The organism is Arthrospira sp. PCC 8006 (assembly GCF_046480465.1).
Lineage (GTDB): Bacteria > Cyanobacteriota > Cyanobacteriia > Cyanobacteriales > Microcoleaceae > Limnospira > Limnospira platensis.
In genome coordinates this window covers 1-22,183 of record NZ_PKGG01000055.1, presented here as the reverse complement: position 1 = coordinate 22,183, position 22,183 = coordinate 1, and the positions used below count along the sequence as shown (strand labels likewise).

Genomic DNA, 22,183 nt, shown 5'->3' with positions numbered 1-22,183 from the left:
TAAACACAACCACGACACTCTCTGATTATATGGGATAGTGACACCCCCAAAAACGTTAATTTTTACAACATTTGGTTCTGGGGAGGTCTGATTGCTGATAAGTTGCTATTGATGGCAGTTGTTAATCAGTAGGAGTTAGGATTTATGAGTTTAGGTATGATCGCCACTCTGGTCTATGGAGTTTTGGCAATTGTGGGGGGAATTGTTGGATATAAGAAAGCCCAAAGTAAAATTTCTCTCATGGCGGGTGTCAGTAGTGGTATACTGTTATTGGCGGCAGCTTTTGGGCAAGCCCAAGGCTGGKGATGGGCGTTAATTTTTGCCCTAGTTATCTCGGTGGTTTTAGTATTAGCTTTTGTGGGTCGATATGTGAAGACTCGAAAGTTTATGCCTTCGGGTTTAATGGTGATTTTAGGAATTGTGGCGATCGCTGTTATGGTTTATCAAATCATTGGCGGTATCAATACTGGGTTGATGGTTTAAAACCCCAACTAGGAAGCGGGCGGATTATCTGGTGTAACAACTACCCGCCCTGTGTTAATCGCCCCCGTTAATGATGCTAAAAATCTCAGCTTTCAGGATGGCTTAAAAAAGGAACTGCTACCACTGTAGCGGTTATGTCTCCTAGGGAGACTTGCAAGCCTGCACCGCCAGCTTTAGTGCGGATATAACCCAAGCCAAACCATCCCTCTTGAGTTTCGGTAATGCTGGTAAGTTTACCGACTTTTTCATCATTGACATTAATCACGGTTCCCGGTTCCACAAAACCAGAAAGACGCAAACCCCATAATCGTTGTTTAACTCCTTTATAAGTGTTGAGACGGGCGATAGTTTCCTGTCCGATATAACAACCTTTTTCAAAGGAAATATCACCCCATAATCCTGCTTCTAGGGGGTTATAATCTTCTGTGAGTTCCCGATCTGGTGCTGGGCGACCCTGGAGAATGCGGAGTTGTTCCCAAATGCGATCGCCCAAAGGAACCGCCCCAGCTTCGGTCAGGGAGAGCCACAAATTCCCCGCCGCCTCTGTGGGAACTATCAAAGTGTATCCTTCCGTAGCTAAACCACTACCAACCGCCACACGGAGGGAAGTATTAGCCACCTGATCAACCCAATGATTTCCGAGGGTAAAATTATCAGGAATGGTAGCCCCCAGTTTTGTCAGCAGAGAGGAACTTTCCGGTCCAATAAGACTAAATACCGCCCACTGGTCGCTGATGTCTTTTAAGTTCACCTTATCCATGGGGAAAATATAGCGGTCTAGCCATTGTAGCAGGTGCTGACGGCGATTCGGCGAAACCAGCAATAACACCGCCTCCTCGGTCATGTAAGCCGTTGCTAAATCGATATTTCGGGCGGTGGAGGTGACAAATACCGTATCAGATCCCTGTCCCGGTTGACGATCGCTAATAGAATTGGTGCTTTGGTTGTGGAGGAAAGATAAACGATCTTCCCCCGAAAGTTCTAATAATCCCCAATGGGAGCGATCGCATAACGCGACCGTCTCGCCAGAAGCATTCAAGGCTTCAGTGTCATTACCAAAACTGAGGGGAACCTGACTAGCTTCATCATATCTGGCTTTGTGGTTAGCGTAAATCTCTGGGAGGGTTTTAGTCATGGTTGTGTTAAATTAGCAAAAACTTTCTCGATTAAGTCTTGAGTTTTGCGATCGAGTTTATCCCAATCTACATCTCCTGTATTATCCAGTAAACTGGTATCAATTTCCACCTCCAGGGATTGGTCGGGTGTATGGGTGGGTTGGTAGTCCTGGAAACAGACTTGATAACACAGATCCCAAATATCAATGTTTACTTGTTGGCCATTATGCTCTAATTTAAGTACATAACCGGGATAGGGGGTGGTATGGGTTTCATAGGTCCCCTTCCAGATAGATGTTTCCAGTTGCTTACGAATGTTATCTAGGACTCTGATTAAAGCTGGCTGCATAAGTATTTCAGCTTGATTCCAAGCCAGTTGGTTTTTAATTTTGGGTTTCATGGATATTAGCCACGGAAGGATCTATTGAGTTATGATTTACATCAAGGGAAACCATCAAATTTTGACATACAGTAACCTCAATTTACCATGAAAATTCTTTTAGTGGATGATGATCAATATTTGAATCAACAATTATCCAAATCTCTGAAAGCTCATAATTATGTAGTCGATATAGCGACCGATGGCGAATCGGGATGGAACTATATCGAAAGTTTTGAGTATAGTTTGGTTATCCTAGATATTATGTTGCCGAAACTGAATGGGATTGCACTATGTCGAAAATTGCGATCGCATAATTATCAGATGCCAGTGTTATTATTAACGGCTCGTGATAGCTGTGAAGACAAGGTGTTAGGGCTAGACGCGGGGGCTGATGATTATCTGGTTAAGCCGATTATGGCTGAAGAATTAATCGCGAGAATTCGCGCTTTATTGCGTCGTCCCACCATTGCTTTACCGCCAGTAATTCGTTGGGGAGACCTAACCTTAAACCCGGCAAAATCGGAGATTTTATACAAAAAATCTGCCCTGGATCTCACCCCGAAAGAATATGGATTGATGGAATTATTTATTCGCAGTCCCTCTCGCGTCTTTAGCTACGATGCCATCATTGAACATCTCTGGTGTATAGAAGAACCCGCCGCCGATAACACTGTCCGCGCCCATATTAAAAGCCTACGCAATAAACTGAAAGCTGCCGACGCAAACCCCCAATTAATTGAAAATGTCTATGGCATGGGATATCGCCTAAAATCCGCAGATAGCCAGATTATTCAGCATAAATATTCATTATCAAAACCACCCTCATCTGTAGAGGAAACAGTTAACGAGATTTGGGCAAAAATTCGAGATAAAACCATAGCTAGAGTTGAGAGTATTCAAGACATAGCTAAGGCTAATTTGCCCAACTTAAATGCTGATAATGAACGCCGAAAAGATGCCTATGTGGAGGCTCATAAGTTGGCAGGTTCTTTGGGAACTTTTGGATATAGTCGCGGTTCAAAAATCGCCCGAAAAATCGAATTTTTACTAGGGTTAGAGGAACCCCTAACCACTGATAAACAAAGGCAAATTGAGCAGTTAACTCAAGACTTGTTAAAGGAGATAACCCAGCAGCCTAATCAACCCAAAATTAACTTAATTAAAGATGTTCACCAAGACAGTTTACTATCATTGTTAATTGTTGATAATGACACCATCCTAGGGGAAAAAATTATTAGGGAAGCCCATAGCCGTGGTTTAGAGGCTCGATTGGCTCCTAGTGTGGGGATAGCCAGAGCCATGATGATGGACTATCAGCCGAGTCTAATTTTACTAGAATTGAACTTTCCCAAGGGTGAAGAAGATGGGATAATGCTATTAGAAGATATCGCCTATCATCACCCGCAAATTCCCGTGGTGATATTTTCAAAGCGATCGAGTTTTATAGATAGGCTGACGGTGTGTCGTTTAGGGAGTCGGGCGTTTCTGCAAAAACCGATGTCTAGCCATCAAATTATGGAGATAGTCACAGGAATCCTCAATCATCATAACATCACGGGAAAAATTATAGCGATCGATGATGATCCGCAAATTTTGGAACTATTAAAAGCCCTGTTATCTCCCTTGGGTTTACAGGTAAAAACTCTAAATAGTCCTCGCAAATTCTGGCAACTATTAGAAAGCTCGAACCCGGATTTACTAATTATTGATGTAGAAATGCCCCATTATAATGGCATTGATTTATGTCAGGTAATTCGCAACGAACCGCGATGGCGTTATCTGCCGATTTTAGTATTAACAAACCACACAGACCCAGAAACTAGGGCCGAACTATTTAGAGCCGGAGCAGATGATTTTATTAGCAAACCCGTAGTCGGACCAGAATTAATAGCCCGTTTATTTAGTCGTCTGCACCGGAGTCGCCTTTGGCGTAGTATAGCGGAAATAGACACCTTAACCGGAGTCGAAAATCGCTATAAATCCACGGAAGATATAAACCGATTAATTCGCCTGGCTAGTCGTCACAAACAACCCCTGTGCTTTGCCATTTTAGACCTGGACAATTTTAAGGATATTAATGATCAATATGGTCATGATACGGGGGACTGGGTTCTGCACCAATTTGGGGAAGTTCTCACCAAAGCGTTTCGCCAGGAAGATATAGTAGGAAGATGGGGAGGTGAAGAATTTGCGGTAGCGATGTATGGTACTTCTAAACAAGATGCCATTAACCGACTGCAAAAAGTGTTAGAAGAGTGGCGTTTGGAGGTTCTAGTCCCAGAAGATAACATAGCTTTTTCTGTGACCTTTAGTGGGGGAGTAGCTCAATATCCAGAAGATGGGGAGGATTTGCAACTACTGTATCGAAAGGCAGATGCCACCTTATATAAAGCCAAACAAGCCGGACGCAATCAAATTATGGGATAATTGACGATGAGCCAAACAGTTTTGATTATTGATGATGATGAGGATATTCTATTTGTAGCCGATCGCTGTTTACAACTGCAAGGGAAATGGCAGGTGCTAACAGCTTCATCAGGAACCGAAGGATTTACCATAGCCAAACAACAGCAACCTGATGTCATCCTACTAGACTTAATCATGCCGGGTGTAGATGGAGAGGCGACGATGAAAATGCTCAAAAATGATATAATGACGACGGAAATCCCGGTGATTTTGATGACTGCCAAAAATTCCCCGCAAGAACGATCGCTTTATTTAGGATTAGGAGCGATCGCCATCATTAACAAACCCTTTGAACCCCTAGAAATTTCCGATCAAATCAGTAATGCTCTAGGTAACTAATCGTGTACTGGCCATCCTTAACCAATCAATTCCAGAGCCTCGCCAAATCCATAATTGGCGGTTCCCAAAGGCTGGCAATTTTTGAAGCAGGCTTAATCGGATTAATTTCAGGAATAGCCGCCTTTTTTCTGAGAACAGGAGCCGGGTGGTTAGGGTCTTGGCGAGTCCAAGGTTCCGCCCACTTTTCAGCTTGGCTATTTTTACCCATATTAGGCGTAGTCGGGGGGCTGTTGTCTGGTTTCCTAGTCGAACGCATAGCCCCAGAAGCAGCCGGAAGTGGTATTCCCCAAGTTAAAGCCGCCCTAGGAGGAATCAAAACCTCCCTAGATCTACGGGTAGCAGTAGTCAAACTAATCAGCACCATAATCACCATGGCTTCTGGATTCACCCTAGGAAGACAGGGGCCAACAGTACAAATCGGAGCCGCCCTCGCCGCCTGGGTAAGTCGTTGGGTTCCCACCTCTCCCAACTATCGCAAACAACTAATCGCCTGTGGTGCCGCCGCCGGACTAGCCGCCGGGTTTAACGCCCCCATAGCCGGGGTTTTATTCGTAGTCGAAGACCTCCTACACGACATCTCAGGATTAACCCTCGGACCGGCCATTATCGCCTCATTTACTGGGGCCGTAGTATCCCGGCTATTAGGCAACAAAGCCATGGGACTACCTCCCACCATAGAAATACCCCCAGAAACCCTATATCAACAATGGTTAATTGAACCCCTAGAAATCCCCTTTTATATCCTGGTGGGTGTTCTCTCGGGAGTATTTGGGGTGTTATTCAGTCGGGGAATTATTACCTTTCAGAAATTTAACCGCCATACCCTAAAATTAGGACTACCCCTGAGTATGGCTGTGGCGGGTCTAATTTGTGGGATCGTTATCTCTGTGCTACCAGAGACTTTTCGAGATAATGCCGGTTTGCGGGAATATATCCTCAAGGGTAATATCCTCTGGACTACCACAGCCCTAGCCTTTGTGGTGCAGTTTTCCCTAACTACCATGGCGGCGGGTTCAGGTGCGCCGGGGGGATTATTTGCACCATCCCTAATTTTAGGCGCGGCTTTGGGGAATACAATTGGCTTATGGCAGGAGTCAGCGATCGCCTTACAACCTCACACTACTTTTGCTTTTGCCGGAATGGGAGCCTTTTTCTGTGCCGTGTCTCGGACTCCCGTCACCGCCGTGGTGATTGTCTTTGAAATCACCACCGATTTTAACTTGGTTCTGCCACTGATGATCTGTTCTGTGGTCTCCTATTTGGTAGCCGAAAAAATCGAAAAAGATTCCCTATACGATCGCCTATTGGCTTTAAATGGCATTGAATTAGAAACCGACCAAAATCCTGACCGTGTAGCCTTAAATATGTTGCACGCTAGGGATGTTATGCAGCGACAGGTAGAAACTCTCGAAGATAAGTTATCCCTAGAACAGGTTAGGTCGGCTTTTTCTCAATCCCATCATCGCGGCTTTCCCGTAGTCAACCAGGGTAAATTGGTCGGTATTATCAGCCAAACTGATATGGCTAGGATTAACCAACAAGACATATCAGAACAAACCCCCCTACATAAGCTGATGACTCCCCAACCTGTTACTATTTACCCTGATGCTCCCCTCAGTGAGGTTCTGTATCTGTTGGGACGGCAAAAACTCAGTCGCCTTCCCGTCGTGGAAGGACGGCATTTGGTGGGAATTATTACCCGCAGTGATATTATTCGCGGTGAACTTGGATATATTAGCGGTAGTCACCAGGTGGGACACCATGCAACTCCCTCCTATGTGGTTTATCAAACTCGCGGCCCCATGGTCGGCAATGGGCGGCTATTGGTGGCTTTGAATAATCCGGCTACCGCCCCGGCTTTGCTACATATTGCGGCGGCGATCGCTGCCGAACGTCATTATGAGCTAGAATGCTTGACTATTATTACCATTGCTCGCCATTTGTCCCCTTCGGAAACTCCGGTAATCATTACTAAACATCGCCGTCTACTTCGAGGGGCCGAACGTATTGCTAAAAGCTGGCAGGTTCCTATTCATACTCAAATTAGAGTCGCCCATGATGTGTCTGGGGCGATTTTGGAGACCGTGCAAGAACGAAATATTGATTTGACTTTGATGGGGTGGCAAGGGGAAAGGTCCGCTACTAATCGGGTTTTTGGCACTGTGGTTGATACCATTATTCGACAAGTACCCGGTGAGGTGGTTTTGGTGAAGTGGGGAAAAGATGTTAACCCCATTTTTAGTGACCCCTCAGATCAGCGATCGCTACAGTTTCCCGTTTGGCGACGGTGGTTGGTTCCTCTGCGAACTGGGGGACCACCACCAGCGGCTATGAGCATTTTACCCGGTTTGGCTAGGTTGAGTTTGCGCCCCGATATCCGACTGTTAACTGTCGTTAAAAATGCTTTGTCCGAGGCGGAAATGGCAAAACTAGACCGCCTAGTTCAGGATTTGCAAGGCCCTATTAATGGGGAGGTGGTGGCAACTGCTGTTTGTGCTAGGTCTGTGGTTGATGTGCTTTTGGATATTGCTAATCATGATTACTGTGATGTGATTGTTTTGGGCGCTAGTGGCGAAAGTATGCTGCAACAGGCGATTAAGGGTAATATCCCGGAGGCGATCGCCCGTGGTTGTCCTTGTACTGTAATTTTGGTACGCCCAGCTCTGATGAATTGACCAGGTTTGGTTTTTCGTTAATAATTCTGCTATAATTTCGGCGGAATTGTCTGACTATTAACTGCCAGGGGCCTTGTCAATTATGACCGAACCCAAAAATCAACAACTGACCCACGCCTTAAATCAACTTATTGGTGATTATGGCATTCAAACTGTTTTGGATTCCCTCGCCGATCGCTGCTTGAAAGAAGCTGATTTTTTGAGGAGCGATCGTAGTACCGAATTGGCCGAAAATTGGGAAGAAATCGGCAAGGGTTTAAAACATATTTTAAGCCGATGGCAAGAATAAATTACCCCAAAAATATGGGCTGATATGCTTGACATTTTGGCTAATTTGTGCTTGTATCAGATAGGGTTATTGCTATTGATTAATTAACCATAAATCCCTTAATCTTAATGGATGTATTCAATGTTAGTTACCGCGCTGCTAATCCTAGGGATGTCCTAGAAATTGCACCACTCATCAGACTGGCTGCCGGGGAGATGATGGATTTTTTACTCCAGCCTCTTCATCAACAATTAACCGTTGAACAAATACTAGCCAGAATGATTCAGTCAGAAACTTCTGTTTTATCTTCTCAAAACATTGAGGTTGCCTATAGTCATGGTCGCATTATTGGCATGGCTAACAGCTATCCGGCTAATCTGGATATCATCACCGAAGAGATGCAAGGGCTATTTCAACCTGAATCTTTGGCTATTATTCAGGCTTTTAATAACGCCAAAGTTGAGGGGAGTTGGTTTCTGAATATTTTGGCGGTTAAGTCACCATATCAACAGCAAGGTATCGGCACATCATTACTCTGGCGAACTAAGCAAAAAGCCTGGGAGTCAGGATATTCTACTTTGAGTTTAGTTACTCAATCCGATAACTTGACCGCGATTCGTTTATATCAAAAAAATGGGTTCCGAGAAGTCCAAAATCTGGTAATTCCTCCCCACCCACAAATAAGCGATCGCCTCAGTTATATTTTAATGAGTTGTGACTTAACTATCTAAATAAATTAACCCCTAATTATGCGACTTCCTAACCCTTCTGAAGGTCTGGCTAATACCTTATATCAGCGTCGCCAAAAACTAGCACAACTGGTAGATTTTCCCGTCCTGTTATGGTCTGGTGGTGTGCGATCGCGTAATTTTCCCGCCCATATTTATCCCTTCCGCGCCAGTAGCCATTTCTTATATTTTGCCGGTCTATCTTTAGTCGATACAGTCATCCATTTAGAAGGTGGAAAACTTACCCTATTTATGGATAACCCAGACCCAGATAGCGCCCTATGGCATGGTGACAGTCCCTCACGCGATCGCCTCGCTGAAATTATCGGTGCCAACTCCGCTTTTCCTAAATCTGAGTTAACCCTAAAAACCCAGAATGCTGCCACCGTCAGAGTCCAAGACCTAGCCACCATTGGCGAAATGGAACGCATTTTAAAGCGCCCTGTAATCGCTCCAGTCGCCGCCACCGGTCAAGATTTAGCCCTCATCAAAGCCATTATTAACCTGCGTTTATGCCATGATCCTGCTGCCTTATCCGAACTCAAAAAAGCCGCCGCCGTCACCGTCAAAGCCCACCAAGCCGGAATTTTAGCCACCCCCACAGCCAGCCAAGAAAGTGATATTAGGGCAGCCATGGAAGCCGTCATCATCGCCCATAATATGACCTGTTCTTATAATAGTATAGTGACCACAGAGGGTCAGGTATTGCATAACGAATTATACCATAATCCCCTGAAATCCGGTGATTTATTATTAGCAGATGTCGGCGCAGAAACCCCTGGGGGATGGGCTGGAGATGTCACCCGCACCTGGCCAGTTTCCGGCACTTTTTCCCCTACCCAAGCCGATATATATGATGTAGTATTAGCCGCCCATGATGCTTGTATTGAGCAGGTCAAACCCGGCGTAGAATATAGGGATATTCATTTATTAGCCACGGCCGTTATCACCGAGGGATTAGTAGACTTAGGGATTTTACGAGGACAGGTAACAGAATTAGTCGAAAAGGATGCCCACGCCCTATTTTTCCCCCATGGTATCGGTCATTTATTAGGGTTAGACGTTCATGATATGGAAGACCTAGGAGACTTAGCCGGATATGCTCCTGGGCGCAAAAGAAGCGATCGCTTTGGTCTAGGTTTTCTGCGTTTAAATAGACCCCTAGCCCCCGGAATGCTAGTCACCATCGAACCAGGTTTTTATCAAGTTCCCGCCATTTTAAATAACCCCAAAAATCGCCAAACCTATCGAGATATCGTCAATTGGGAACAACTCGAAAAATTTGCCGATGTCCGTGGCATTCGCATTGAGGATGATGTATTAGTTACCGACAGCGGCTGGGAAGTTTTAACCGCAGCCTTACCCAGTCAAAGACATCAAATCACAAAATAAGTGAGACTCTAAAGCCTCACTTAGCCACCACTTAAAGGGGATAGATAATTTATAGACCGGGTAGGTTCAACCCACCAGTCAACTCTTCCATGCGTTCCCGCATAATAGAGGTGGAATTATTATAGGCTTCCTTCATGGCAGTTAAGATTAGATCAGAGACTACATCAGGATCCTCTCCCAGCAAATCAGGAGATACTTCTACCCGGCGAGGTTGTTGGTTCCCACTCAGATAAACCTTCACCAGGCCACCACCCGCTTCTCCGAGGACTTCCAGTTCATCCAAATCTTCCTGAAGTCTTTTCGCCCCTTCCTGAACCGCCTGGGCTTTTTTAAAAGCCTCGGCTAGTTCCTTCATTTTACCGAGGCCGAAGCCATCACGAGCGAATCCTTTTCCTTGTGTCATAACTAATTTTCCCTTGCGTCATGGACGCTCTGAGTTTTCCATAAGACCTAGCTTAACCCCAAATTGTACCAGAAGTCTTGATCTAGGAACAATCATGGCGAATCAAACTGGCTTCACGCAGTCAAAATTCTCAGCCTAACAGACTTTGAACTCTCCGAGGATTCTCACCTCTGGCTCTAACAAACAGTACCACTGATGCTGAACTCGCTCTTGAACATGGTGTATCAGTTGAAAGATATCACTAGCGGTAGCCGAGCCGCAATTCAAGATAAAGTTAGCATGGCGTTCAGCTACTTGAGCCCCGCCAATTTGATAACCTTTTAATCCCGTTTGTTCAATTAGCCAACCCGCCTTATGGGGTCCAGGGTTACGAAACACACTACCACAACTAGGTAAATGATAGGGTTGGGATAGCCGTCGCTGTTGGAAATGTTCTGTAGTCTCAGCCATAACCTGTTGTGGGTCATAACCTGGCTGTAACTGGAATGTGGCTTGAGTAACTAAGCGCGAGCCCCCTTGTAAATTAGAGGTACGATAGCGATAGCCCAACTTTTGAGGGGGTAAGACATGGAGAGTTCCCGAACGTTCCAGGATATGGGTATTAATTAAAATATCTGCGGTACAAGAACTATGAGCGCCAGCATTCATAACCACTGCTCCTCCCACAGTTCCCGGAATTCCCACCGCCCATTCTAAGCCACGCCAACCCATGCGAGCAGCTTTCCAAGCCAAGCGGGGTAAAGAAGCACCCGAACCCACCGTAAGCTGTCCAGTTTCCTGGTCAAAGTGAGTATGTCGCAGATAACGAGTACCAATCACCAAACCCCGCAAACCTCGATCGCTCACCAAAAGATTGGAACCGCCGCCTAATAAAGTAATAGGTAGCTCTTCAGAATTAGCCCATTCCAAACAGGCTAGTAACTGATCTAATCTTTGAGGTGCAGTATACCAGTCGGCTGGGCCTCCCACCCGAAATGAGGTTAAAGAGGCGAGGGAAACTTTCGACCGGATCAAACAGTCATTACCCAGGAGGGTGATGGAGCGTTCCGGTTTTCCGTTCACTTGACCTAGAGAGCCAGAGGAAACAGTCATGACCATAATCAAATACTTATTTAATGAGAAATGCCTGTAATTTAATCAGCACATTACATGAGTTAATATCCAGTTACACACCAACAGTGGGATGGATGCCAGAATTGCCATCGGATTGAAAGAATGCCATGACCTCTGGAATTACTCGATTCAGGTTACCAGCACCCAAAAACAGGACCAAATCCCCTGGTTTCAGCAGTTGAAACAAGCGAGTTTTCACGGCATCTAGGGAAGGCTGGTAATCAACATGGGGATGATTTTCAGCAATACGCGCAGCCAATTGTTGACCATTAATCCTGCCCGGATTGGCTTCTCCGGCGCTATAGATCTCAGTGAGCATAACTAAATCTGCATCACCAAAGCACTGAGCGAAATCCTCGAGGAGGGTTTCGGTGCGACTGTAACGGTGGGGTTGAAAAATGGCGACCACTCGTTTAATTTCCGAGCCGGGGTGGATAGGGGTGATGGCTGTTTCCGAGAAAGTAGAGCTAAGACCACTCGAATTTTGAAGCCGACCCCTAGCAGCAGCTAGTGTGACTCGAATTTCGCTAGGGTGGTGGGCATAATCATCAACAAATTGAATACCCCCATAATTCCCTCGATATTCAAAGCGTCGTTTAGTCCCAGGAAATTCAGCGATCGCCTGAGCAATCACAGAAAATTCCCAATTGAGTAATCGACCCACAGCTACAGCAGCCAAGGCATTACTGAGATTATGGGATCCCAGCAATTGTAACTTTAGCAGACCGATCGCCTCGCCTCGCTCATAAACCTGAGCGATGACACCATCAGCAAGATATTGAACAGCATCAACAGTATAGTCGGCATCCAACTCTGGGTTAATGCTATAGCTAATGGTGGGTTTAAGGTAATCTCGAACTATTGGGCAGTCAACACACCCCACAATAGTCTCACATTGATTGGCAAAAATCTTAAAGGTCGAGATCAGTTGATCAAGGTTTTTGTAGTGGTCAGGATGATCAAGTTCAATATTAGTCACAATCCCGATATAGGCTCCTAGTTTAACCAGGGAACCATCAGACTCATCAGCTTCTGCCACCAAATAAGGGCCATGTCCTACGCGGGCATTTCCTTCCCAAGCACTCACCTCTCCACCCACCAGAATTGTCGGGTCCAAACCAGCTTTTAGCAATAGAAAAGCAATCAAGCTGCTGGTTGTAGTTTTACCATGAGTCCCTGCCACGGCAATACTTTGGTACTCAGCCATCAAAGCCGCCAGTAGGTCTGATCTATGAAAAATCGGACAGCCTAACTCTAAGGCGACTTTATATTCGGCATTTTCGGGATGGATAGCTGTTGAACAAATAACTTGCGGAAGTTGCTGTCCTAACTCAGCGCTGGAAATAGATGATTCTATGGGTAATGGTGCTTTCTCTGACGAGATGTTCCCCGATGCCACAGAAGCCATTGACTGCCAATTATGCTTGGGGGTTTTAAAAATGTCCAAGTTGCTGGCATCTTGGCTCCCAAAAATATGAGCCCCCATGGCTTGCAATCGCTCTGTGATATGGCTATTTTGGAGATCTGACCCAAAAACAGGCAAATTTCGCTCGGCTAAAATATGGGCAAGGGCTGACATTCCTATGCCACCAATGCCAATGAAATGAAATGGCCTGCCATTAAAATCGACAGTATTAGGCATTAACTATTCCTCGAGACACCACACCACACCTGCAACAGGCGATTATCATATCAATAATTGCCGCTTGTTGGAAATTCAACCATAGCAAAGTATGGCAATTACAAGATTAAAAGGCGATCGCTCCGATGGCGGCAGAAGGCTGTATGGTATTTGTATACTACATACTCCCCAAAATCGGAAATAACCGGATGCTATCTACATAAAATTAAGTTTAGATCAAGACCAACCGGGGCGGATGCCATATAAGACTCAACACCTGCCATAGCTTCACCCCAGGGCATTTGGGGTCATCATGTCCTCCTTAGATGTGATTACTGAGGCTTATTATCCTAAGTATGCGCCCCTAATCATAGCCGATCGCACCCGTAACCAGAATCCCCCCTAACTATGAGGGAAGGCACAATAGCACACCCAGATCAGCAATTTTGTCTGTACCAGCGGGGATCTAGGGGAATGGACGATTTGCTGTTAACTGACCAGGGACATCAAACCAAAAGTTTCGATACCTAAACTTCAGAAGAGGTCAGCCTTTAGGGTATGATTGGGGTCAAGATAAACTCACGTTATAGAAGGCGTAAGCCTTAGTTGGGCAATACTATCGTTAGGAGAAACAAGGTGATGAAAGTCGCAATCAACGGTTTTGGCAGGATCGGACGTAACTTTCTGCGTTGTTGGCTGACCAGAGGGGAAAATACTAATCTGGAAGTTACGGCTATCAATGACACTTCCGACCCCAAGATCAATGCTCATTTGCTGAAGTATGACTCAATGTTGGGGACTTTGCATGATGCCGATATCAAGGCTGATGAGAACTCCCTGATTGTCAATGGTAAGACGATTAAGTGCGTTTCTGACCGTAATCCTCTTAACCTCCCTTGGAGTGAATGGGGTATCGATCTGATCATTGAAGCGACAGGGGTATTTGTTACCGAAGAGGGAGCATCAAAGCATTTATCTGCTGGTGCGAAAAGGGTTCTGATTACTGCCCCTGGGAAAGGTAGTAATATTGGAACCTATGTAGTTGGTGTCAATGACCATAACTATGATCCCAATGCCCATGTTATTGTCAGTAATGCCAGTTGTACTACTAACTGTTTAGCCCCTGTGGTCAAGGTGTTGCAAGATAATTTCGGGATCATCAAAGGAACGATGACCACTACCCACAGTTACACTGGCGACCAGCGTTTGTTAGATGCTAGTCACCGAGATGTCCGACGGGCGCGGGCTGCGGCTCTGAATATTGTTCCTACCTCTACAGGTGCGGCTCAGGCTGTGGCTTTGGTAATTCCTGAGCTGAAAGGTAAGCTGAATGGGATTGCTATGCGGGTTCCCACCCCTAACGTTTCCGTGGTGGACTTTGTGGCTCAGGTGGAGAAAACCACTTTCACCGAAGAAGTCAATAAAGCTCTCCAAGAAGCGGCAGAAGGACGGATGAAAGGGGTTCTGGCTTATAGCGATCTGCCTCTGGTTTCTAGTGACTATCGCGGCAATAATGCTTCTTCTATTGTTGATGCTAGTTTGACAATGGTTATGGGTGGCGACTTGGTTAAAGTTGTAGCCTGGTATGACAACGAGTGGGGATACAGCCAACGGGTTGTAGACTTGGCTGAGATTGTGGCTAAACACTGGTAAGGGCGCTCAGGGGGGATTTTGGTTCTGGTTAAAAGTGCTGAAATCCCTGTTTTTGAGTCAGGATAATTTCTGAGTTAGGGTGCGTACCTGTAAGTAGGATGGTTTGAGTCTCTGTTGTAGTGACACCAATGATGGCACTTCCTGGGATGTGTTTGATCAGTTGTTGGGCACGATCGCATGGTAGACATAAAACTAACTCAAAATCCTCGCCGCCATAGAGTACCCAATCAAGGATGGTCTCTGCTGGGGCTAGTTGGAAAAGGGAGTTAGAATGGGGCAGTTTTTGGGCTTCTATTCTAGCTCCTACTCCGCTGGCTTGGCTGATCTGCACGATCGCATCAGCTAAACCGTCGCTGCTGTCCATACCAGCAATAATTAGGTGGCGATCGCTATCCCATAGCTTTTGTAGGGTTGGTAATATATCTAGTCGCGGTTGCGGATACTGATGATCCTGTTGAAGCGATCGCTTTTCGGTTTCTGATAGGGATGCACCTAAATCATCATTGAGCAGCAATTCTAACCCCGCCCGGGAGTGACCATGAGCGCCGCTGACGACGATCGCCCATTCCGGTTGGGCTGTCGATCGCTTAATGATTCGTTGGGGCGAAACTGTACCAATAGCAGTAATTGAGATGGTATTGATAGGGGAGCGACAAATATCGCCGCCAATAATTGGGGTTTGGAATTGGTCTAAACATTGAGCCATCCCCTCATATAACTGTTGTACCCAGTTAGATGATGTTTCCCCCCTTAACCCCAAAGCTACGGTAATTCCTAGGGGAGAGGCTCCCATGGCTGCCAGATCTGACAAATTAGCGGCTACGGATCTCCATCCCACTGCGGTGGGGGGGGTAGTGCGATCGCTAAAATGGCAGCCTTCGACTAACATATCAGTTGTCACCACCACAGACTGATCAGCAACCGGAGTCACCACGGCCCCATCATCCCCCACTACTTCTAGGGGACAAAACCTTTTAACCATTGCTAATAACCCCTGTTCACCCAGATCTCGAATTTCCATAATTAGCAGTCAATTTAGCTATTTTTGTGTTATACTAATGCTCTCAACAGGGCTTGTAGTTTCAGTTGAATTTCGGCTAATTCTTGCTCAGGTTCAGACCCGGCGACTATTCCGGCTCCAGCGAACAGTCTAGCTCGATCGCAGTCTATCAAAGCGGAACGAATACCTACGATAAATTCCCCATTACCGTGATAGTCTACCCAACCCAAAGGAGCAGCATATAAGGACCGGTCAAAGGTTTCGTATTGCCTAATTTGAGCGATCGCTATTTCGCAGGGAGTCCCGGCGGCGGCGGGGGTCGGGTGTAGTTTCGCCAATATATCTAATAGGTGAATATTGGGGGATATGGGGGAAGTTATGGGAGTCCACAGGTGTTGAATATTGGATAATTGCATTAGCCTGGGTTTTGGCGAAGGCGAAGGGGTCAAGCCTAAATGTAATAGACGTTCTATGATAAAATCGACTACGGCTTGATGTTCCCGTAGGTTTTTATCACTTGATAGGAGGCGGTGAGCAATTTCTGCATCTTCCGTTTCCGTTTCACCACGGGGGGCAGAACCTGCCAGCGCATCGGTGCTACAATTACCTTGATTGACTGTAATTAGGCGCTCTGGACTCGCACCTATAAAGTTTTGGCCTTGGCTGTTTCCGGTGGAAAAAATGTAGCAGTCGGGATAAAGCGATCGCAAATTTGCCAGGGAATTGATGAGCCGAAATGGTCGCTCTGAGCAAATATCAAAGGCTTGGGATAGCACAACTTTACTGAGTTTTCCCGTATCAATTAACTGCAAATTCGCCGATACTGACTTATGAAAATCTCCTACTTGTGGATTTATCCAAATGGTTCGGGGGTGTAAAGTGTTGGTTATTTCTGCTGGAATGCTGCCATTTGTCAGATTATTAACTGTGTCAATTTTTGCCGATATAGACAGAGTTACAGCGTCAATATCTGAATTTTTGTCGACCAAAGTATTGATTAGTAAACTATAGCRATCGCCTTTTTGATAGAGTAGGATTGATGGTAAAAATAGAGTGGCGGCGGGAAAGACTGGCTGGGAATGATAGTTATCTACATTCGGGTAATTCCTGAGATAATAATGCTCCGAATTAGATTGATAATTGTCTTGAAAAAACGTGAAACTACAACAAAAAGCTGGGGCGGTCAAATCCGACTCAGACCCGGCGATAATTGTCCGGCGAAACCAACCATCGATAAACTCCTGAGATTTGGCAAATCTTTCCCCGTTGTTAATAGTTAATTTGACGGCAGCATCCCAGCCGACGATCGCCTGTTTTGACTGAGCTTTTTCAAAGTAAAAATGTGGCTTATCCTCTGTTAAGAATGCTTCCAGAAACCGGAGAGGGTCAACGGCATCAATTTCCCGAACAATACTAATAATTTGAGGCTCAGAATTGACAAGACAATTTTGCTGGCACTCACACAGAAAGCGATGCAGTTCCCGGCGGTCTTGCCAAAGCAATTGGGGAGGAGGTACAGCCAGCATAGAATAGAATAACATATCAATATAGGGATGTTACCAAGAAAACAGCCTTTGCGCCCAGAAGGTCAGTTATTAGAGCAATATACAACACTGACTGATATTGGTTCAAGACTTGGKAAGCTTGACCTAGCCGACAATTGGGAAAAATCAGTTCGGGAATTATGCCATTAGGCTTTAGAAAAGGCAATATTAGCGATCGCCTCTGGGTTGTCTGCGGTAATAAACCTTAACAAATCCGGCCCTAGGAGAGGGTCAGAGGGTGATAAGGCGATGGTATTATGAATTGACCCACCCACTGAATTGGCTGCATTTGACTAGACTCATGAAACTGCCTGATGGCCCTAGATTAATGTCCCCCCTGCAAATTTTGCAGCTTGTTATTGATCCTCCCAAATACCTAGAAAACTGTGCCGATAAATATGGCGATCGCTTTACTTTGCGGGTTTTAGGCAATAATTCGCCGCCGGTGGTTTTTTTTAGTCATCCACAGGCGATCGAGGCAATTTTTGCCGGGTCTGAGGGTCTGTGTCCGGCTGATCAATTGGAGTTAGGACGCATTACCCATGTATTTGAGCCCCTGACCGGGCCACAGTCTTTAATTGCTAAAGATGGATCGGAACATCAACGCCTGAGACAGTTGTTAATGCCACCCCTACACGGGAAGCAACTACCCCGCTATGGTGAGGCGATCGCCAATATTGCCGACTCCGTGACCGAAAACTGGTCTGTTGGTGATTGTATCTCTATCCGCAAGTATACCGCCCGAATGTCCCTACAAACCATTTTACAGGTAGTTTTGGGGTTGGGTCCCGGTTATCTGATGAACCAACTGCAACAGACCCTAGAAACCTATTTAGAGTGGGTAAATTCCCCCCTCAACTCCCTACAGTTTTTTTGGCCGGCTTTACAAAAGGATCTCGGTGCGGCGAGTCCCTGGGGCAAATTTCTCCGACAGCGACAACAAATTGATGATCTGATTTATACTGCCATAGGCGATCGCCGCCGGGAAGCCACAGGGGAAGATGTCCTATCTTTGCTAATTTCCGCGAGGGATGAAAACGGCGAGGGTATGAGTGATCAGGAATTGCGCGATCAGATTATTACCCTATTGCTCCTAGGTTATGATACCACCGCCTCAGCCACTGCTTGGGTATTTTATTGGATTCATAAATTCCCCCACATTAGAGATCAACTGGTCGCCGAATTGCAGACCCTCGGAAGTGATAGCGACCCGGCGGAGGCGGTGCAACTTCCCTATTTAACAGCAGTTTGTCGGGAGGCTTTGCGTCTTCACCCTATTGCCTTAATTTCTCAGCCTCGTGTGGTGCGTGAGTCTGTGACTATTGGCGGCGATCGCTTTCAACCTGGCACCGTCCTAGTCCCCTGCATTCACCTAGCCCATAGGCGATCGCAAACCTACCCAGAACCCGAAAAATTTCGACCCGAAAGATTTTTAGAACGTCGATTTTCCCCCTATGAATACTTCCCCTTTGGTGGCGGTTCTCGTAGTTGTATCGGCATGGCATTATCTCTATTTGAGATTAAAATCATCCTAGCGACTGTCCTCAGCCGTTGCCAATTTTCCCTAGCTGATTTAGGTCCTGTGCGTCCCGTGCGCCGGGGAATTACCATTGTGCCTTCGGATAACTTTAAACTAATTGTTGAAAATATCCGACCCTCCCTCATTCCCTCCGTTGTTTAAGCCACATATTTAAATAATGACTACCAAACTGATTGCTGATTCTAATTCTAAGCTGTGGGTAGCTGCCATTAAGCCACCCATGTACAGCGTCGCTATTATGCCTATTTGGGTCGGAACTGCCCTCGCCAAGTCGGAAACTGGTTTGATAAATTGGGGCGTGTTTATGGCGTTCCTAACCGCCGCTATTTTCATCTTAGCTTGGGAGAACCTACTTAATGATGTCTTTGATTCCGAGACTGGTATTGATAAAAATAAACATCACTCTCTGGTCAATTTAACCGGCAATAAAGCCCTGATTTTAACTATTGGTAATATTTGCCTCGTGGTGGCGATCGCCCAAATTATCTTAATCTGTTGGTGGCAGCAAGATTTAACCATTTTCGGGTTAATTATCCTCTCCTGTTTTTTAGGGTATCTTTACCAGGGGCCCCCTTTCCGTCTCGGTTATCAAGGCTTGGGGGAATTTCTCTGCTTTTTTGCCTTCGGACCCGTAGGAATGTCCGCCGTTTATTATAGTCAAACCCAAACCTGGTCAATAGTCAATTTAGCCGCCTCTGTTATAGTCGGAATAGCCACCACCTTAATATTATTTTGTTCCCATTTTCACCAAGTAGAAGATGATATCGCCGCCGGAAAGCGATCGCCCATTGTCCGCTTAGGGACCCAACGCGGCGCGCAAATTTTACCCTGGTTTTGTGGTAGTATTTTCGGATTAACTCTCATCGCAGTTGTTGGCGGATTTTTCCCAGCTTGGACCCTATTAAGTTTTGTCGGAGTCTTCCCAGCCATTCAATTATGCCGCCATGTCCTACAATATCATAATCAACCCCAACAGGTTAGTAACTGCAAATTCATCGCCGTTTCCGTTCACTTTTGGAGTTGTTTATTATTGGGCTTAGGGTTTATCATTTAGGGTGAATAAACCCAGTTTCTGGCTCCCACCACAAGTAGATTATAGGCACGTCAATGGCTGTTAAAAAAACCCAACTATATAGTTCCCTGTGGGCAGGTTGTGACGAACTCCGGGGGGGAATGGATGCCTCCCAGTATAAGGATTATGTTCTTACCCTGCTATTCCTTAAATACGTTTCTGATAAATATGCCGGGAAACCCAACCCCCTGATTATTGTTCCCCAAGGGGCTGCCTTTAGCGACTTGGTGAAGCTGAAAGGTGATAAAGAAATCGGCGATAAAATTAACAAAGTTATCGACAACCTCGCCGCCGAAAATGACCTTAAAGGCGTGATTGATATTGCCGATTTTAATGACGAGGATAAACTGGGCAAAGGCAAGGAAATGGTTGACCGCCTCTCCCGGTTGGTCGGTATTTTCGAGGGCATTAATTTAAGCGCCAACCGCGCCGACGGCGATGATTTGCTGGGAGATGCCTATGAGTATTTGATGCGGAATTTTGCCACCGAGTCCGGCAAAAGCAAAGGACAATTTTACACCCCCGCCGAAGTGTCTCGCGTCGTCGCCAAAGTGTTAGCAATTCCCCCAGAAACCCGCCAAGATGCCACCGTTTACGACCCCACTTGTGGGTCAGGTTCTCTATTGCTAAAAGTCGCAGACGAAGCCCCCAACGGATTAAGCATATATGGGCAGGAAATGGATAACGCCACCTATTCCCTGGCGCGGATGAATATGTTTATGCACAACCATCCTACGGCGGAAATTTGGAAAGATAACACCCTCGCCGCACCTTATTGGAAGGAAAAAGATGGCAGTCTGAAGCGGTTTGATTTTGCCGTAGCTAACCCCCCATTCTCTTACAAATCTTGGAGTAATGGAGTCGATACCGCCAGAGATGAATTTAACCGCTTTGGGTATGGGGTTCCCCCCGCGAAAAATGGCGACTATGCTTTTTTGCTGCATATTCTCAAATCCCTAAAAAGCACCGGAAAAGCGGCCGTAATTCTCCCCCACGGCGTGTTATTTCGGGGGAATGCCGAGGCAACCATTCGGCAAAATCTAGTTACCCAGGGCTATATTAAAGGCATTATCGGCTTACCCCCTAACCTGTTTTATGGCACGGGTATCCCCGCCTGTATTATTGTCTTGGATAAAGCGGAAGCTGCTACTCGTGACGGCTTATTTATGATAGATGCCAGCAAGGGATTTATCAAAGATGGCAATAAAAACCGCCTCCGCAGTCAGGACATCCATAAAATCGTCGATGTGTTCAATAATCAGCTAGAAATTCCCCGCTATAGTCGCCTGGTCAGTCTGGAGGAAATCGCTGCCAATGACTATAACTTAAATATTCCCAGATATATCGATTCTAGCGAACCCGAAGACCTCCACGACCTCAACGCCCACATCAACGGCGGCATTCCCCAGGGAGACATCGATGCCCTCGGTCATTATTGGCAGGTATTCCCCACCCTAAAAGCGGACTTATTCACCGAAACCCGCCCCGGTTATTTTCAGTTATCAATTACCAATTATAGCGATTCTCAGACTCATGAGGTAAAGCCCTCACCCCAAACCCCTCTCCCAGAAGGGAGAGGGGCTTTAAAAAGTACCTCACCAATCCGGGAACCGCTATATCAATTATCAATTAAAAACCATCCCGAAGCCGTTGAGTTTGTGAGTCGGACTCTGGCGCTATATCATCAATGGCGCGACCATCACCGGGCGAGGTTGGAAAATATCGCCATAGGGGACAAACCCAAGGAGTTGATTGGGGAGTTATCGGAGGATTTGCTGGGGCGGTTGGCGGCGGCGGACTTGCTGGATAACTATAACATCTATCAGCTTTTGATGGGTTATTGGGGGGAAACCATGCAGGATGATGTCTATTTGCTGGCACAAGATGGCTGGGAAGGGGGGAAGGTTTTAAGGGAGTTGGTGGTGTCCAAGGGGCAGAAGTTGACGGAAACGCCGGACTTGGTGATAGGGAAGAAAAAATATAAGGCCGATTTGATTCCCCCCAGTTTGTTGGTGGCGCGGTATTTTGCCGAGAAACAGGGGCAGATTGATGATTTACAAGCCGATTGTGATGGGGTAACGCAGGAGTTGGAGGGGTTAATTGAGGAAAACACGGGGGAAGATGGGGCGTTAACGGATGCCCAAACGGATGGGGGGAAGGTGACTAAGGGGAATTTAACCAAGTTGATTAAGGGGTTGAAAGGGTTGCCGCTTTTTGATGGGTCAGAAGAGGAGAGGCAACAGTTGGCAATTTGTGAGGAATGTTTAGGGTTATTTGACCGGGAAGCGGAGTTAAAAAAGGCGATTAAAGCGGCTCAGGAGGCACTGGATAGGTTAGTGTTTGCCAAGTATCCTAAGTTAAGGGAGGAGGAGATTAAAACCTTGGTAAT

General features: G+C 46.1%; 19 protein-coding genes. 11 read left to right on the top strand and 8 right to left on the bottom strand.

Annotation, left to right across the window (positions count from 1 at the left end; genetic code table 11):
* Positions 1 to 144 precede the first annotated feature (144 nt).
* Positions 145 to 483 (top strand): TMEM14 family protein, encoded by a 339-nt coding sequence (locus B9T16_RS10745; RefSeq protein ID WP_410244750.1) that lies wholly within the window; start codon positions 145 to 147, stop codon positions 481 to 483.
* 85 nt (positions 484 to 568) lie between these two features.
* On the opposite strand, the gene B9T16_RS10740 is transcribed toward B9T16_RS10745, so the two are convergent.
* Both B9T16_RS10740 and B9T16_RS10735 read right to left on the bottom strand, forming a co-directional pair.
* Positions 569 to 1,618, bottom strand: a complete 1,050-nt coding sequence (locus B9T16_RS10740) for a YgfZ/GcvT domain-containing protein (protein WP_410244749.1) — start codon at positions 1,616 to 1,618, stop codon at positions 569 to 571.
* Positions 1,615 to 1,998, bottom strand: coding sequence for a hypothetical protein (locus B9T16_RS10735; protein ID WP_006619938.1), 384 nt, complete (start codon positions 1,996 to 1,998; stop codon positions 1,615 to 1,617). Before B9T16_RS10735 ends, B9T16_RS10740 begins: the two co-directional genes overlap by 4 nt.
* Positions 1,999 to 2,085: 87 nt before the next feature.
* On the opposite strand from B9T16_RS10735, the gene B9T16_RS10730 reads away from it, so the two are divergent.
* The 6 genes from B9T16_RS10730 to B9T16_RS10705 all read left to right on the top strand — a co-directional run bounded on the left by B9T16_RS10730 (position 2,086) and on the right by B9T16_RS10705 (position 9,848).
* Complete coding sequence (locus tag B9T16_RS10730) at positions 2,086 to 4,407, top strand: response regulator (protein ID WP_410244748.1); 2,322 nt, start codon at positions 2,086 to 2,088, stop codon at positions 4,405 to 4,407.
* A gap of 6 nt (positions 4,408 to 4,413) precedes the next feature.
* A complete protein-coding gene (locus tag B9T16_RS10725; RefSeq protein WP_006619936.1) occupies positions 4,414 to 4,785 on the top strand; it encodes a response regulator in 372 nt (123 codons plus the stop codon).
* 2 nt (positions 4,786 to 4,787) lie between these two features.
* Positions 4,788 to 7,460, top strand: a complete 2,673-nt coding sequence (locus B9T16_RS10720; protein WP_410244747.1) for a chloride channel protein — start codon at positions 4,788 to 4,790, stop codon at positions 7,458 to 7,460.
* 82 nt (positions 7,461 to 7,542) lie between these two features.
* Positions 7,543 to 7,749 carry a hypothetical protein gene (locus B9T16_RS10715; protein ID WP_410244746.1) on the top strand — a complete coding sequence of 69 codons (207 nt, stop codon included), beginning with the start codon at positions 7,543 to 7,545 and terminating at the stop codon, positions 7,747 to 7,749.
* A gap of 107 nt (positions 7,750 to 7,856) precedes the next feature.
* Positions 7,857 to 8,459, top strand: a complete 603-nt coding sequence (locus B9T16_RS10710; protein WP_410244745.1) for a GNAT family N-acetyltransferase — start codon at positions 7,857 to 7,859, stop codon at positions 8,457 to 8,459.
* Between the two features lie 18 nt (positions 8,460 to 8,477).
* Positions 8,478 to 9,848: an aminopeptidase P family protein gene (locus B9T16_RS10705; RefSeq protein WP_410244744.1), complete on the top strand. Its 1,371-nt coding sequence runs from the start codon at positions 8,478 to 8,480 to the stop codon at positions 9,846 to 9,848.
* Between the two features lie 49 nt (positions 9,849 to 9,897).
* On the opposite strand, the gene B9T16_RS10700 is transcribed toward B9T16_RS10705, so the two are convergent.
* The 3 genes from B9T16_RS10700 to murC all read right to left on the bottom strand — a co-directional run bounded on the left by B9T16_RS10700 (position 9,898) and on the right by murC (position 13,006).
* The gene (locus B9T16_RS10700; RefSeq protein ID WP_410244743.1) at positions 9,898 to 10,251 is read right to left on the bottom strand and encodes a YbaB/EbfC family nucleoid-associated protein; all 354 of its coding nucleotides are present in this window, start codon (positions 10,249 to 10,251) and stop codon (positions 9,898 to 9,900) included.
* 135 nt (positions 10,252 to 10,386) lie between these two features.
* Positions 10,387 to 11,349, bottom strand: a complete 963-nt coding sequence (gene murB, locus B9T16_RS10695) for a UDP-N-acetylmuramate dehydrogenase (RefSeq protein WP_014274524.1) — start codon at positions 11,347 to 11,349, stop codon at positions 10,387 to 10,389.
* A gap of 67 nt (positions 11,350 to 11,416) precedes the next feature.
* Positions 11,417 to 13,006, bottom strand: coding sequence for a UDP-N-acetylmuramate--L-alanine ligase (gene murC / locus B9T16_RS10690; RefSeq protein ID WP_006619929.1), 1,590 nt, complete (start codon positions 13,004 to 13,006; stop codon positions 11,417 to 11,419).
* 618 nt (positions 13,007 to 13,624) lie between these two features.
* On the opposite strand from murC, the gene B9T16_RS10685 reads away from it, so the two are divergent.
* On the top strand, positions 13,625 to 14,638 hold the full coding sequence (locus B9T16_RS10685; protein ID WP_014274525.1) for a type I glyceraldehyde-3-phosphate dehydrogenase: 1,014 nt from the start codon (positions 13,625 to 13,627) through the stop codon (positions 14,636 to 14,638).
* A 28-nt stretch (positions 14,639 to 14,666) separates the two neighbouring features.
* On the opposite strand, the gene thiL is transcribed toward B9T16_RS10685, so the two are convergent.
* The 3 genes from thiL to B9T16_RS10670 all read right to left on the bottom strand — a co-directional run bounded on the left by thiL (position 14,667) and on the right by B9T16_RS10670 (position 17,457).
* A complete protein-coding gene (thiL, locus tag B9T16_RS10680) occupies positions 14,667 to 15,659 on the bottom strand; it encodes a thiamine-phosphate kinase (RefSeq protein WP_410244742.1) in 993 nt (330 codons plus the stop codon).
* A gap of 29 nt (positions 15,660 to 15,688) precedes the next feature.
* Positions 15,689 to 17,164: an isochorismate synthase MenF gene (locus B9T16_RS10675; RefSeq protein WP_410244756.1), complete on the bottom strand. Its 1,476-nt coding sequence runs from the start codon at positions 17,162 to 17,164 to the stop codon at positions 15,689 to 15,691.
* Between the two features lie 164 nt (positions 17,165 to 17,328).
* Entirely contained in the window at positions 17,329 to 17,457 is a 129-nt protein-coding gene (locus B9T16_RS10670) for a hypothetical protein (protein ID WP_410244741.1), read from the bottom strand.
* A gap of 26 nt (positions 17,458 to 17,483) precedes the next feature.
* On the opposite strand from B9T16_RS10670, the gene B9T16_RS10665 reads away from it, so the two are divergent.
* The 3 genes from B9T16_RS10665 to B9T16_RS10655 form a co-directional block, all read left to right on the top strand.
* Complete coding sequence (locus B9T16_RS10665) at positions 17,484 to 18,863, top strand: cytochrome P450 (protein WP_410244740.1); 1,380 nt, start codon at positions 17,484 to 17,486, stop codon at positions 18,861 to 18,863.
* Positions 18,864 to 18,879: 16 nt separating this feature from the next.
* On the top strand, positions 18,880 to 19,776 hold the full coding sequence (menA, locus tag B9T16_RS10660; protein WP_410244739.1) for a 2-carboxy-1,4-naphthoquinone phytyltransferase: 897 nt from the start codon (positions 18,880 to 18,882) through the stop codon (positions 19,774 to 19,776).
* 53 nt (positions 19,777 to 19,829) lie between these two features.
* A partial coding sequence (locus tag B9T16_RS10655) for a type I restriction-modification system subunit M (RefSeq protein ID WP_410244738.1) occupies positions 19,830 to 22,183 on the top strand: 2,354 nt, incomplete at its 3' end.